The sequence below is a fragment of the Mucilaginibacter sp. genome (genome assembly GCF_025362475.1).
In the GTDB taxonomy this organism is placed as follows: Bacteria; Bacteroidota; Bacteroidia; order Sphingobacteriales; family Sphingobacteriaceae; genus Mucilaginibacter.
Genome location: NZ_JANYGH010000029.1, coordinates 96,729 through 110,795 on the forward strand (window position 1 = coordinate 96,729; position 14,067 = coordinate 110,795).

9 protein-coding genes are annotated in these 14,067 nt (G+C 44.9%); all 9 read right to left on the reverse strand.

What is annotated here, in order from left to right:
* Nucleotides 1-75: 75 nt before the first annotated feature.
* Entirely contained in the window at nucleotides 76-1,593 is a 1,518-nt protein-coding gene (locus tag Q0R88_RS10910; protein WP_295715976.1) for a trypsin-like peptidase domain-containing protein, read from the reverse strand.
* Nucleotide 1,594: 1 nt separating this feature from the next.
* Nucleotides 1,595-2,722, reverse strand: coding sequence for a TlpA disulfide reductase family protein (locus Q0R88_RS10915; RefSeq protein ID WP_295715978.1), 1,128 nt, complete (start codon nucleotides 2,720-2,722; stop codon nucleotides 1,595-1,597).
* A 257-nt stretch (nucleotides 2,723-2,979) separates the two neighbouring features.
* Entirely contained in the window at nucleotides 2,980-5,703 is a 2,724-nt protein-coding gene (locus tag Q0R88_RS10920) for a ligase-associated DNA damage response DEXH box helicase (protein ID WP_295715980.1), read from the reverse strand.
* Nucleotides 5,704-5,918: 215 nt separating this feature from the next.
* Complete coding sequence (locus Q0R88_RS10925; protein WP_295715982.1) at nucleotides 5,919-8,720, reverse strand: PKD domain-containing protein; 2,802 nt, start codon at nucleotides 8,718-8,720, stop codon at nucleotides 5,919-5,921.
* A gap of 207 nt (nucleotides 8,721-8,927) precedes the next feature.
* Nucleotides 8,928-9,695 carry a LytTR family DNA-binding domain-containing protein gene (locus tag Q0R88_RS10930; RefSeq protein WP_295715984.1) on the reverse strand — a complete coding sequence of 256 codons (768 nt, stop codon included), beginning with the start codon at nucleotides 9,693-9,695 and terminating at the stop codon, nucleotides 8,928-8,930.
* A complete protein-coding gene (locus Q0R88_RS10935; RefSeq protein ID WP_295715986.1) occupies nucleotides 9,676-10,722 on the reverse strand; it encodes a histidine kinase in 1,047 nt (348 codons plus the stop codon). The genes Q0R88_RS10930 and Q0R88_RS10935 overlap by 20 nt, the downstream gene beginning before the upstream one ends.
* The gene (locus Q0R88_RS10940; RefSeq protein ID WP_295715988.1) at nucleotides 10,719-11,201 is read right to left on the reverse strand and encodes a hypothetical protein; all 483 of its coding nucleotides are present in this window, start codon (nucleotides 11,199-11,201) and stop codon (nucleotides 10,719-10,721) included. Before Q0R88_RS10940 ends, Q0R88_RS10935 begins: the two co-directional genes overlap by 4 nt.
* 2 nt (nucleotides 11,202-11,203) lie before the next feature.
* Nucleotides 11,204-12,166 (reverse strand): heme-binding domain-containing protein, encoded by a 963-nt coding sequence (locus tag Q0R88_RS10945; RefSeq protein ID WP_295715990.1) that lies wholly within the window; start codon nucleotides 12,164-12,166, stop codon nucleotides 11,204-11,206.
* Nucleotides 12,167-12,367: 201 nt separating this feature from the next.
* Nucleotides 12,368-13,795 carry a chromosomal replication initiator protein DnaA gene (gene dnaA, locus Q0R88_RS10950; RefSeq protein ID WP_091150538.1) on the reverse strand — a complete coding sequence of 476 codons (1,428 nt, stop codon included), beginning with the start codon at nucleotides 13,793-13,795 and terminating at the stop codon, nucleotides 12,368-12,370.
* Between the last annotated feature and the right edge of the window lie 272 nt (nucleotides 13,796-14,067).

Sequence of the window (14,067 nt, forward strand, 5' to 3'; positions counted from 1 at the left end):
TATCTAAATGATCAAACACATGCTAAAGGGCATGACCTATAATCTTAAGGCTTTAGAGATTTATGCTCCATGATATTATCGCGAATTGACTACGATAAAGTCTTTGATAGCTTGTGTGCTAATCAATACAGAATTAGCTCTGCTAAAGCGTGCTATATTAATGCCTATGAAATGATTCTGCATATCAAATACAGGGCCTCCGCATTGTTCGGGGCGCAAGATCAGGTCGGTACTGTAAATATTCCTGAACCCATCATTACGCTGGCTGCTGCCACCGGCAAAATGGTAAGCCGGATGATCATGAACTATTAATGGCGGATAAGTGAGCACGACGCTTTTCAATATGTTTTTTGAGCCTCTTTGCAGTTTAAGTTGCAGTGTGTCGCCTGGCCAATGAGCTTTCAATGAGTCATTCAGACCAGGGATTATATCCCCGGAGCGAATATCCAGCTGCGCCGCCGGTGAACCAGGGCGAACAAAATAAATTTTTTCAGGGCTGCTGCCATGTTGAGGTGTAGCGCCTAAAAAGCCGGCACTATTAATTTTTCGAAGGCCGATCGGGCCACCGCTAACTATACCTGTCACCACTGAATCTATTACGGGTGCAAACAAGACCTCCCCAGGATCGGGGCTGATGATCTGCTTAATTTTTAGGCCCTTAAGCTTTTGCGCCGGACGGATCAACACAAGGTCATGTTCTTTGTCCCGCGCTATTACTATGCCCGGTTTACCAAGAATAAAAACTGAATCGCCGACTATTGAACTCTTTGAAACTACGAACGATTGAATCACTGTCCCAAGCACTGTTTGCGCTTTACCATCTAACCGACTTGTGATCCTGACACAGGTACCGGTATAAGTTCCGGCTTTGGGCCAGGTAAACTCCAGAGTTCTATTATCTTTCTGGACGGTGTCTGCCCGCTCAGGCCAGTTTCGATAAATAACCGGTTTCTGTAGCGCCGACCAATATTCCTGGTACAAATTTACTGGCACATCATAATTTTCCGATTCCGGGATTCCGATCGCACTGTGTAACCCTATGAGCTCTCCACTTAAATTAAAGAGAGGACCGCCTGAATCACCTGGTTCCATCAAAGCTGTTGACCGGATAAATCCGCGGCTATTCAATGGTTCGATAACCTTGCCAAGACGAATAGTGGGCTGTTCCTGGTCAAGGCTTTCAGGGTAGGCAATGCTAAGGCAGGGTTGATCCTTATGCAGATCAGCTAAACTCATCACTACTCCCGGATGGTTTGTGCCTTTCAAAATTCTCATGAGCGCTACGTCAGGACGTGTTTTGTCTTCAGACAATTCAATCTTTCCCAGCGCCTCCGCGATGGTTTCTTCACCGTTTGGAAAAAAGATTTTGTAGGTGCTGCCGGGCGTAATAACATGAGCGGCTGTAAGGATATAATTGCCTTTTACCACTACGCCACTGAACTGTGCACTGGTGCGTTGTTGTTGCAAAGTATCGAAACCCCATATACGGACACAGGCGGGCCGGACTTTATCCACTGTTGATTTAAGATCCTGAGCAGCTGCATAACGGTTAATTATGAAACTACACAGGATCAGGAGAAAGCGTGACTGCATCTTAATTCTTAAAAAGTTCTGCCAGTTTTTTATTAAGATCTTCACCGCGAAGATTGGTGCTGATGAGTTTGCCTTCACGATCTACCAGGAAGGTTGCAGGTATCGCTGAAACACCATAAAGACGGGCGACGCTGTTGCTGCTGCCATTCAGATCACTGACTTGCTGCCATCCCATGCCTTCCTGCTGCACAGCCTTCAGCCATTTGTCACGGCTGCTGTCCAGTGATACAGATAGGATCTCGAACCCTTTATCTTTATACATTTTATACTGGCTCAAGAGGTTTGGGATCTCCTGGCGGCAAGGTGAACACCAGCTGGCCCAGAAATCAACCAGCACGATCTTGCCTTTATAGCTGGCTAAAGAAACCGCTTTACCTGCCGGGTTTACTTGTGTGAAAACTGGTGCAGCCGCTCCAATTTTAAGGCGGTAATGCGCCTCTATAAGCTCCTTGATGGACTTGCCATTATCTGTTGCCTGGATTGCCGGGCTGAAGGTTTTGAATACCTGTTCGGCTATCGTAACAGTTTTATCATTTGCAGCGGTACCGAACAGCGCAACCGGTGCAAAGAAAGAATCCGGATGGGTTTTGGCGAACTCCAGGTTATTGACTTGAAGATCAGCAACCATTTTATAGTGGTGGCGAGCCACCTGGTTGGTGAACGCGGTATCGTTCACAAGTTCGGGTGCAGCAGCGATCTCCGCATTGGAAATATGGTCAATATCCCATGGCATCGGACCTACGGCTTTCACATAAGCCGAATATTCTTCATAGGTTTTAGAACCGCTCATTCGCGCGTTTGCCAAAGAGTCCTTAGAGTCAATATTCAGCGTTTCGTTTGCAAAATTAAAATAGATAACATCCCCGCCATGAGTAGCGATTTCACGTCCAAGGCCTTTATGATCAAGTGCTAACCGTACTGAACTGTAGGGATTCATTTGACCGGTAAAGTGAAAAGTCCCGCTGGCCAATGTAGTCGAATCCTCATGACCTTTACCATCTGTCATAAAGCTTAAATAAACTTTTTTACCGTTGAGATTACCAATCTGCCCGTTAATAGTAAAGTGGGAAGTTTGTGCCGCAGCGTTCAATGCAGCCATGCTTAAAATAATGCTTAATAGTTTTTTCATACATTTTTTGTGAAATCCTTTTAATACATGATCTCCGAAAACGAAAAGAGCCCATCAGGTGCAAAACTTTATTTCGCTATCTTGATTAACAGGAAGTCAATCTCTACTTCTGTTCAATAAATTGACCAGGTGAATCCTATCAAGAACTGACGAAGCCATGCGGTTTTCAAGCCATTCAAAGTCCCAGTAAAAACGCATAACCTCTAGGCAGCCCGTGAAAACCTATTTTAGGAGCGAACACTCACCTGTACACCTGTTTAATACCCTTTCTTCCGGGTAATTCCCGGCTTCCTGCTTTTTTTACTTTCATTAACCTCACCAACGCCTTCGGCCCCATAGCTCCTGGCCATTTTGGCAATGCGTTCTTCCATGGTTTCGGTGGTTAGTCGTTCCCTTCCCAGGCTGTCAACCATAATAGGGAACGCGAATGGGGTAGGGCGTTCAATCGTTTTCAGGATAATGGTTTGGGTGCCAATGCGCTGTAAGGCAGCCCTCAACCTAAATTCTTCCAACTGAAAAGCCAGGGCCTCATTATAGGCCTGCCGTACCAGCAAATTATTTGGCTCGTACTCGCTAAACACCTCGAACAGTAGCGAGGTAGATGCCTGCAAATGCTTGTTCTTCACCTGCTGACCGGGGTAACCTGTAAATACCAGTCCGCCGATATGGGCGATATCCCTGAAACGGCGGCGGGCCATTTCGTTGGCATTCAGGCTGTGCTGAATATCATCTATCAGGTTATCTATAGAAAAAAAACTGGTATCTTCCAGCACCCGCTCAATGGGTACGTCCTCATCGGTAAGCAGCTCGAAGCCATAATCATTCATGGCGATAGAGAAGCTGGCATTCTTGATCTTGCTGATGCGATAGGCCAGTAGTGATGCCATGCCTTCATGCACCAACCGCCCCTCAAACGGATAAAACAACAGGTGATGCCCTTGGCGCGATTTAAACGATTCAATCAAAAACTCATGGCTCTGCGGCAAATGCGACAGTTCCTGCTGTAATTTAAATAAAGGTTTAAGGGCTATCACTTCTATATCCTTCTCGATACCATGAGCAACCTCATCCAGCTTATCACGAAATACAGCCGATAGTTGAGAAGACAAAGGCATGCGGCCACCATTCCAACTCGGTATAAGCCCCTTGGTTGAATTTGATTTTTTAACATAGGCAGTCATCTCCTTCACCCTGATAAACTCCAGGCTACGGCCTGCAAACCAAAAGGTACTGCCCGGTTTGAGCTTGGATACAAAGGATTCTTCGATGGTGCCTAAACTGCCCCCGCTAAGCCATTTTACCCTGATGCTTAATTCGCTGGTAATAGTGCCTATACTTAACCTGTGCCGCATAGCCACCCGGCGGCTGTTCACCTTATATAAGCCGTCCTCAATCTCCACCTTTAAAAACTCATCGTACTGGGCCAACGTTTTGCCGCCGCTGGTTATAAACTCCAAAAGCTCGCCAAATTCCTTGCTGGTGAGGTCGGCAAAGGCATAGGTGCCTTTTACTTCTTTAAACAGTTCGTCGGCCCTGAAACCATCCGATACCGCCAGCGTAACCATATACTGGATCAGTACATCCATAGTAAGCAGCATCGGGTCGCGGCTTTCAAAAATGCCTTTCTTGATGCCTTCCTTAAGCGCTGCGCCTTCCAAAAGCTCCAGTGAGTGGGTGGGTACAAAATACGCTCTTGATACGGCCCCCGGGTGGTGGCCGCTTCGCCCGGCACGCTGCATAAAGCGGGCAACACCTTTGGGGCTGCCCACCTGTACCACAGTATCAACCGGCCTGAAATCAACCCCAAGATCCAGGCTCGAAGTGCATACTACAACTTTCAGCGCCTCGGCGTGCAGGGCCTGCTCAACCCAGTTGCGTAACTCGTTATCCAGCGAGCCGTGGTGCATGGCCATGATACCGGCATACTCCGGGTAATTATCTAAAATAGCATGATACCAGATCTCTGATTGCGAACGGGTGTTGGTAAATATCAGCGTAGTTTTACTGCGGGCCACTATCTCCATTACCTGCGGCAGCAATTTTAAGCCGATATGCCCCGCCCAGGAATAATTTTCGACGTTATCCGGGATGATGGATTTTATCTCCAGTTTTTTTTCCAGGTTGGCCCGTACCATTTTAACCTGCTCCGGAGGAAAATCGTTACCTAATAAAACCTCGGCTGCCTGCTCCAGGTTGCCAATGGTGGCACTGATACCCCAGATTTTGAGTTGGCGGTTGGCGGTTTGCAGTGGGCAGGTCTCAGTTGGCAGTGGGCAGTTGGCAGAGGGCAGTTCTGGATTTGCAGTCTTATGCAGAGATTTATCTTGATTTTTTTTTTCCGCTGCTAACTGAGGACTGCTGTCTGCTAACTCTTCACCTCCCATTGCCGGCTGCTCCCTGTTAACTGCTAACTGAGAACTGCCAAGAGAGGCAAGCGCTTTAAGCCGGGACAAACCCAACTCCACCTGTACACCTCGTTTAGTGCCTAACAGTTCATGCCACTCATCAATGACCACTACCTGTAAGCTGTTGAATATTTTGGGATATTCCTTTTGAGCCAACATCAGGTGCAGGCTCTCGGGTGTGGTGAGCAGTACTTCTGGCAACTTTTTCTTGAGGGCTGCTTTTTCTGCAGCCGGGGTGTCACCTGTTCGGGTAGCAATGCGCCAGGGTAATCCCATTTCATCGCAGGCTTCCTGCATGGCTTTACGGATATCGTTGGTTAAAGCCCGCAGCGGGGTTATCCACAGCATGAGTAAGCCGTTGTTTTTTTGCGTAGTATAGGTATCTGGGTGTTTATTAATAAAATCGGCCAGGAAGGGTAAAAACAAGGCATAGGTTTTACCGCTGCCGGTAGGCGCGTTCAGCAAACCCGAATAGCCGGCAAGATAGGTAGTCTCCATTTCCTGCTGAAACGGGAACTGATGCCAGTTTTTTTGCTTGTACCATTGCTGTATAACCTGCCGGCCTTTTCCTATCATCGTTTAATTAACAAAGGAATAACACTTTAGTTGGATAATCAAAAAATTAGCGTGCCGCAAGAGGTTATTTCTGTACGTGACCTGATTTACCCGCCATGGTTGTATACATGGGCTCCATAGGTGTAAGTAGCTTATGATTACCTTAATATTAAAAAATAGCAGGATGCGCGTTAGAGGTAGTATAATTTCGGGCGGAGAAATTACACCTTGCCATTTTACCTGATGATGGTTAATGAGCCAGATAGGGTGCTTCGCCCGTGTTTGGGGTTGATGATGTAATAATACACGCCGCCGGGTACCTGCGTGCCGTTGTAGGTGCCATCCCAGGGAACGGTATACCCTGTTGATGCAAATAATTTGGCCCCATAACGGTTATAAACTTCAACCGTGCAATTGGTGTAGGTATCAAGGTATTTAATATTCCATTGATCGTTAACGCCATCGCCATTGGGCGAAAACGCGTTTGGCACTACCGGCCCCTGCAATACCGAAACGTTTACCTGCCCGCTTACCGTGCATCCGGCGCTGTTGCTTACCGTTATGGTATATGTAATATCCTGCAGTGGGGTAACCGTTGGGTTTAATACGGTTGCATCGTTCAGGTAAGTAGTCGGATTCCAGGAATAAGTAAGGCCGTCGCCCTTAGCTGTTGCGGGCAGACTTGCACTTCCGCCGGCGAGTACAGTAATGTCTGGTCCAGCGGTAATAACCGGTATGGGATTAACCGTAATGGGTTGGCTTACCGTAACAGGGCAGCCATTTGTCGCACTATAAACGTAATTGATGGTAAAGGTACCTGCCCCGGCTGTGGCCGGATCAAACAATCCGGTATTGCTTACGCCGGTGCCTGTGTAAACACCTGTGCCGGCTACCCCTGCAATTTCCTGCGCTGCCAGCTGCACGGTACCGCCATTGATGCACACGGCCGATGGCGCGGTGAAAGTTAACTCGGGCACAGCAAGCAAAGTAATGGTTTTATCCATAACAGATACGCAACTGCCGCCCGAATAAGCTATCATACGCACCTGGTAATTTTGTGTGGCCGGGGTATGGAAGGCAGTGTAGGTATGGTAGTAAATTTTACCATAGGCCGGGCTTTGGTCTGTAACTACGGTGGTAGGGCTATTACCATAGTCATAATACCATTCCACTTTGGTAATGCTGCCAAAATCTACTGTTGATGTATTGGTAAATGTAACCTGTTGATCGCTGCAAAGTGTTGAGGTGTTGGCTACGGTAAATGAGGCTACGGGAATTGATCCGTTTACGGTAAAGTTTTGGGTTAGGGCGGAGGTACAGCCGCTTGCCGATGTTACCGTAAGCGTAACCGGGTACACTGCTGCCTGTGTGTATTTATGCGGTGGGTTTTTTAATGTAGATGTATTGGGGTTAGCTGTTGTAGCATTGGCATCGCCAAAATTCCATAGATAGGTAAAGCCGCTGGTGTTATTATCTGCAATGGTGCTGTTATCTGTAAAAGTTGCAGAGGCATCGGCCAGGCAAACATCGGGCATAGTGAATGCCGCAACAGGCAGGGGACTTATGGTAATGCTTTTTGTAGTGGTGGCCGTGCATCCGCCGGAGTTGGTTATGGTAAGCTTTACACTATAGGTGCCGGCAGTGTTGTATAGGTGCTCAAATGCCGTGCTGCTGGTTTTGGTTTCAGTAGTTCCATCGCCATAGACCCAAAGTCGGCTGGTTATGGTTCCGGTGGTGGTTGTGGATTGATCTGTAACAGTAACCGCTTTGGTTAAACAATCCGGTGTGGAAAAGCCGAAGGCTGCAACCGGCAAGGCGCTGATAGTTATGGTTTTAGTTGCTATAGACGCTGTGCAGCCGGTATTGCCCGCCACGGTGAGTGAAGCTGTATAGGTGCCGGTTTGGGTGTATGTATGGCTTGGGTTTTGCAGCGCCGAGGTTTGCCCGTCGCCAAAATTCCAGGCCCATGAGGTTATGGTTGATCCGTTGGTAACAGAAGCATCTGTAAATACGGTGGCGGTGCCCAGGCAGGTAGCGTTCGGTACGGTAAAACCGGCTACAGGTGATGGCGTTACTACTAAAGTAAGGTTGTTGGACGCAACAACACAGTTGGCCGAAGTAATGTTGCCAGTTGTTGCCGAAACCAGCCGGTACTTATAGGTGCCAGCCGTAGTGGGTGAGCTTATGGTGTAGGTGGTTGCTGTACCGGCGGTGCCCAGGTCTGTCCAGCTGCCGTTGGCATACATTTGTAGTTTTTGTACATATCCACTGGCCAGGGTGCTGGTGGCTTTAATAGTATAGCTTTGTGCCGAACCTGCGCATGTGGTAACTGTACCATTGGCCGACGCGGTAAAAACAGCCGAAACTGTTGATCCATACGGGCTAAAGGTAATATCATCCACCGCGAAATCATTACCCTGTGTGCCGCTGGCATTGCTAACCAATTTAATAATCACATCGCCTGTGCCTGCGGGCAAGGTAAAGTTGGCAGTATAATTATGCCATACGTTGCCAGAAGGCACATCGCCGGTTGGTACCCCGCTGCCCAGCTCTGTTACGCCATCGGCGGCGTAGATATGGAAAATCATATTGGGTAATATGCCGCCCGATGCCAATACATTCTTAATCCACACGCCAAACTGGTATTGTGTATTACCACACAAACCCGGCACGGTTCGGGTGTATACGGTACCGGCAGTCAGGTTGCCGTTTACCACCATCATATAGCCGTTGGTATTGCCGGTGGTTTCGTAATCATGGTCATAACTGGTAACAAAACCTCCGTGAACCGTGGTGGTACTTTGATTGGTGATGGTATAATAATTTTCGCCAATCTGGCCGCTGCCGCTGTAAACATAAGTGGTGGTGCCCGAGTCGGCAGATAACGCACCGCCACGGGAGGCTGTGCCTGATCCAAAAGTGATTTTAACAACCGGATCGCCCAGGCTTTGCGCCCGGGCGCTGTTACCTAAAAATAGCGTAAATAAAAAGCATGCAACAAAGACAAGGGGTTTTTCGGGCTTTAAGGCAACCAACATTTATAAGCATCATTAATTATGGTGGATTAACGCACCAAAGCGCGCCGCTGCTTAACCAACATGCGCAGGTAAGCAGCTCTTGAAGCTTAAAGATGTTTCAACAATTGCATATGCACAGCTAAGTGTCGATTAATGGGGCAATTGAATCGGTAAATGATTCGCTATGAAAGTGCTGTTGGGCGGTTGGGCATTATGGCGGCTTGGGTTTTACCGGTTTTCCAGCCAATCTAAAAACGCTGTTGCTTTATCTTTTCCTATTAGTAACTGATCCGGACTGGGGATAACCAGCCTGATTAATAATTTACGTGCAAAATAATGTTCTACTTCTTTTACCGCGTTGAAGTTGATGAGGTATTGCCTGCTTAACCTGAAAAACTGACTGGCTGATAAAAGTTTGTGTACTTCATCTAAAGATTGTGATATGGGGTACTCCTGGAGGTCAAATGTGGTGATGGTAGGTGTTTCGTTCCGGATATAAAAAAAAGCGATATTCTCTGTTGCAATAGTTACATACTTGTTGTTCTTAAATACCAGGAAACTCTTTTTATCCTGTTTATTATCAAGCCGGTTGAGTAAGGCTTCAATTCCAGGCAGATCATTCTTAGGGCCCTGGAAAAAGCTCTGTAACTTACTTACCTTATCAAAAGCCTGCAAAATGTTTTCCTTTAAAAATGGTTTAAGTATATAGTCTATACCATTTGCTTTAAAGGCGTCTATGGCATAATCATCATAAGCGGTACAAAATATTACAGGCGATTCAATTTTCACTTCTTTAAATATCTCAAAGCATAAACCATCTGCCAGCTGGATATCCATAAAGATCAGATCGGGCCTGGCATTGGTATTAAGGAAGCTGATGGCTGTGGCCACACTTTGTATCGAGGCTATTATTTGCGCGCCCGGTTGTACCGCAACAATAAGCCGGGCAAGTGCTTTCGCGGTTTTAACCTCGTCTTCAATGATGAGTATAGTCATATATTACAGGTAAATAAACCTTAAAGGATGTACCATCGGCAACTACATCTACTTTTTTATGCAAAAGGTGCAGGTAACGCTGGTTAATATTTTCTAACCCTACCCCGGTAGATGATTCCGGTGTTTTTTTGAGTTGCAATTGATTTGTTATCACCAGCATTTCTCCTTCAGAATACAAGGCAATGTTTAAAGGCTGCTCCAACGAAACTACATTATGTTTAATGCAATTTTCAACCAGTAACTGTAACGTAAATGGTGGTATGTATGATGACAGATGTTGGTTGCTAATTTTAAAAGTAATTTGGATGCCATCTTCAAAACGGGCCTTTAGTAAATACAGGTAGGCATTTAGTATGTCTAATTCTTCGGATAATGGAATGATATCCATTTTTCTGCTTTCTAATGAAAAGCGATAAAAATCAGCCAGTTTAACTATAAAATCGGCTACATGCTCATCTCCAATATCCACCATTGACTTCAGTGTTGTAAGACTATTAAACAAGAAATGGGGATTTACCTGTTGTTTTAGCAATTCATACTGCGCCCCAAGGTTGTCTGTTTTAATCCGATCCATTTCAAAGCCCATTAACTGCGCGCTATAACTTTGGTATAGCAAATACAGAAACATGTAGATGGTTAAGTTGATCAATACCCCCCTAAACTCATACATCAACGTCATGGATTGAAAATGGTAATAAGGAAATAGCGCCTGGTGAACAGCAACAAGTATCAGCATCAGCATAATGCCTAAAAACAAACTACTGCTTAGCCGCCGGTTAAAAAAACGCGTAGTAATTTGCTGATTAGAAAATTTGGGCAGACTGTAAATGTTAAAATACCAAACAAACAGCGAAAATAAAAAAGCGATGGATGCATCTACAACCAGCTCAATTCCCCGGATATGTAGCTGAAGTATTTTGGGTACCGATGCCAAGATCCCCATGAACAGCGAGCTGAACCAGATGATGCGGGCCGATACCCTGAATACTTTTTTGTTATTAGTTTTAACGTACCCGGTAAAAATCATGGCATTACAGATGGTTGCTGCTCAAAGATATATTTAATTCTATCTTGCTGATGAAGTGTATCCGGGTTTGCAACCAAATCTTTGCCTTCAATTTTTTTGTAGCTGATGACGGTATGGTTGACTATAGCCGTAGTTTTTACAAGTTCCACACTACTCAGGTCGCCGGGAATTTTAGCGCCAAACCAATGGTCATCGTCCTGTTGTTTCCAGGTAACTAATGCAAATACTTCGCCCGCCGGATGGTTTTTTAAGCCGGCTATTGCATTTTTTAAACCAAGCTCATTGGCATACAGGGTTGACATGGTACCCCGTTTTTTATTGATTGACGACGACATCACTTTTAAGCCTAAAGCTTCAAATTGAAATGATGGGGGAAGCGAGGCTTTTTTGTTGATCAGATCGGCACTGTTAGTTTTGTGACCGCAGGCGGATGACAAAATGGCTATTCCGGCTAAGAGCATATATATTGATCTTTTCATGATTATTGGTGTTTAAGGGGTTGGGTAAATACAAAATCCTCATCGGCCAAAGGTTTATGGCAGCTTACACATTCGCGGGCAAACATTACATCGGTACCATAAGGCACCAGTTTAGGGGTTTTAAAGCGGGCGAAACCCCAGCCTTTAGTTGTTTTGTATTTTTGATCGTCTTTAATCATGTATTCTATCTGCTTAAAAGCGCCGGTGTGTACCTCTCCATCTTTATCGGCAAGCTGGTCCCAAGCTACTTTGGCAAATATGGTTCCGTTTGGCCAGGGATTAATATGATTCTCCTTAATAGCCTTAGTAGCCACATCATTACCAAATATCACCCGCATGGTACCATTATCAAAACGCTCGGTTGTACTTATAGGTTGCCAGTTTTTGTAATCGGGAATGTAGGTAACGCTGTTAAGCGCGGTGGGCAGTTTACCCGCAGCAACTTTTCCTTTTTGCCAGTGCTGGTATTGTTTATCCAAAGCATTTATTTTTGCGGTATCCGCGGGTTTATTCACAACCATATCGGCCATGTACTTTTTTAGCACGACAAGATCATTGGCCGACACCTTTGCCGATGAATGTACCAGCACATAATCTTTAACCGGCATTGCGCCTGCCGAGATCTGGTTAACAGCCTCCCATAGTTTCGCTTTCTGATCGGCAGGGGCAAGGTTTTTCCATGTAGAAAAATTAAGACCCGCCCGGCCATCCTTAACATGCTGCGCCACCTGCCAGTAAATGGGGGCTACTTTATCATACCATCGCAGGTTTGTTTGGTTGGAGTGGCAATCGTAACAAGCGCGTATAATAATGGCTTTAACGTCGGCAGGAGCTTCAAAGTCGCCGGTTGCCGGTGAGTTTTTAATTTCGGGATGAATAAATTGGATCCCGGAAAAAGCGATAATTAAAACAATAACCAGTATGAAATAATTTCGCTTGCTGGTTTGGTTTACTAACTTCCTCATTGTGAAATACTTTTATACAAAGGAAGCATGAATACAGCGGATAGCAAAGCGCTTTTATGTTCAATACGGCAAAATAACAGGGCAAACCGGCATTGCGGAGGTTGATGGTGGGGATTGCCTTTTGTATAGGAAATTCTTTCTGCACAAAAAAGCCCTGCATAGTTTATGCAAGGCTTGTAGTAATATGGTTAGCAGGTTAGTTTATGACATTTTTAGTTTTTTCTGAATATCAGCAACGTAACCTTTAAATTTCTTGTCGGTGTCGATAAGGTCTTCAACAGTTTGGCAGGCATAGATCACGGTAGAGTGGTCGCGGCCGCCAAAGAAATGGCCTATTGATTTTAATGAACTTTTGGTATGGGCTTTTGCAAGGTACATTGAAATTTGGCGGGCCTGCACAATTTCGCGTTTGCGGGTTTGTGATTTCACCATTTCAATAGGCACTTCAAAGTATTCGCAAACCAGGCTTTGTATGTACTCCATCGAAATTTCTTTTGATGAGTTCTTCACAAAGTTTTTCAACATTTGTTTAGCAAGGTTCAGGTCTATCTCCTTACGGTTAAGGGTTGATTGTGCCAATAATGATACCATAGCACCTTCCAGCTCACGTACATTGTTATCAATGTTATGGGCTACATATTCAATAACATCGTTTGATAGTTCAATACCATCCTGGTAGATTTTGTTCTTGAGGATAGCCATACGGGTTTCCAGATCAGGGATCTGTAAATCGGCGGATAGGCCCCATTTAAATCTTGATAATAGTCTTTCTTCTAAACCGGCCAGGTCTTTAGGGGCTTTGTCTGATGTAATGATCAGCTGTTTGCCGCTTTGGTGCAGGTGGTTAAATATGTGGAAGAAGAAATCCTGTGTTTTTTCTTTACCGGCAAAGTTGTGCACATCATCCATGATGAGTACATCAATGGCCTGGTAAAAATTTACAAAATCGTTAATGTTGTTATGTTTCAGCGCGTCAACAAATTGTTGAGTAAATTTCTCGCATGATACATAAAGTACCAATTTATCGGGTAGCGAACGTTTGATCTCGTTACCGATGGCCTGGGCAAGGTGAGTTTTACCTAAACCTACACCACCATAGATCATTAAAGGGTTAAATGAAGTGCCACCCGGTTTTGCGGCTACAGCGTAACCTGCAGAGCGGGCCAAACGGTTACAGTCACCTTCAACAAAGTTTTCGAAGGTGTAGTTCCTGTTCAGTTGCGGATCTACATTTAATTTTTTCAAGCCGGGAATCACAAAAGGGTTTTTGATATCCTTATTGATTGAAATAGGTATCGGCATTGACTGATACTTTGACTCGGCGCCATTTCCGTTCGAGGGCATATTAGTTGTATAGGGTTTACTTGATGATGATTGCTCAACAACAATATTATACTCCAAACGTCCTTCGTCCCCTAATTGTTTTTTTATTGTTTTGCGCAGCAAGCCTACGTAGTGCTCCTCAAGCCATTCGTAAAAAAACAAACTTGGTACTTGTATGGTTAAAACACTCCCCTCCATCCTTAAGGCTTTTATCGGCTCAAACCAGGTTTTGAAGCTCTGTGCCGGTATGTTGTCCTTTATGATCTGAAGACAGCTATTCCAAACGTTAGTACAAGTTTTTTCCATGTATATATAAGTAATTATTTGATTTCCAACCCCTCAGCCAACATCTTTTGGGACTGCTACGGAACATCGAATATTGCCAAAAAAAGCTTATAAAAAAATTAAATTTTCACTTTTTTAACATTTCTCAAGTTATCAACAAAAGTTGTTTTTAAATATAAAATTTGTATATAAGGCTTTATTTTGTATTGAGAAACGCAATTGTATAAATTTTTAATTAATTTTTTTTTTTCTTTCAGAGCAAAAAACGGTAAAAAAGCGGCTTTTTTTTGACG

What these genes read in the sequence shown, in the direction of transcription:
- Q0R88_RS10920 (WP_295715980.1), bottom strand. Translation starts at nt 5,703, where the DNA reads ATGATAGGAAAAGGCCGGCAGGTTATACAGCAATGGTACAAGCAAAAA.
- Q0R88_RS10940 (WP_295715988.1), bottom strand. Translation starts at nt 11,201, where the DNA reads ATGAAAAGATCAATATATATGCTCTTAGCCGGAATAGCCATTTTGTCA.
- Q0R88_RS10945 (WP_295715990.1), bottom strand. Translation starts at nt 12,166, where the DNA reads ATGAGGAAGTTAGTAAACCAAACCAGCAAGCGAAATTATTTCATACTG.
- Q0R88_RS10910 (WP_295715976.1), bottom strand. Translation starts at nt 1,593, where the DNA reads ATGCAGTCACGCTTTCTCCTGATCCTGTGTAGTTTCATAATTAACCGT.
- Q0R88_RS10935 (WP_295715986.1), bottom strand. Translation starts at nt 10,722, where the DNA reads ATGATTTTTACCGGGTACGTTAAAACTAATAACAAAAAAGTATTCAGG.
- dnaA (WP_091150538.1), bottom strand. Translation starts at nt 13,795, where the DNA reads ATGGAAAAAACTTGTACTAACGTTTGGAATAGCTGTCTTCAGATCATA.
- Q0R88_RS10930 (WP_295715984.1), bottom strand. Translation starts at nt 9,695, where the DNA reads ATGACTATACTCATCATTGAAGACGAGGTTAAAACCGCGAAAGCACTT.
- Q0R88_RS10925 (WP_295715982.1), bottom strand. Translation starts at nt 8,720, where the DNA reads ATGTTGGTTGCCTTAAAGCCCGAAAAACCCCTTGTCTTTGTTGCATGC.
- Q0R88_RS10915 (WP_295715978.1), bottom strand. Translation starts at nt 2,722, where the DNA reads ATGAAAAAACTATTAAGCATTATTTTAAGCATGGCTGCATTGAACGCT.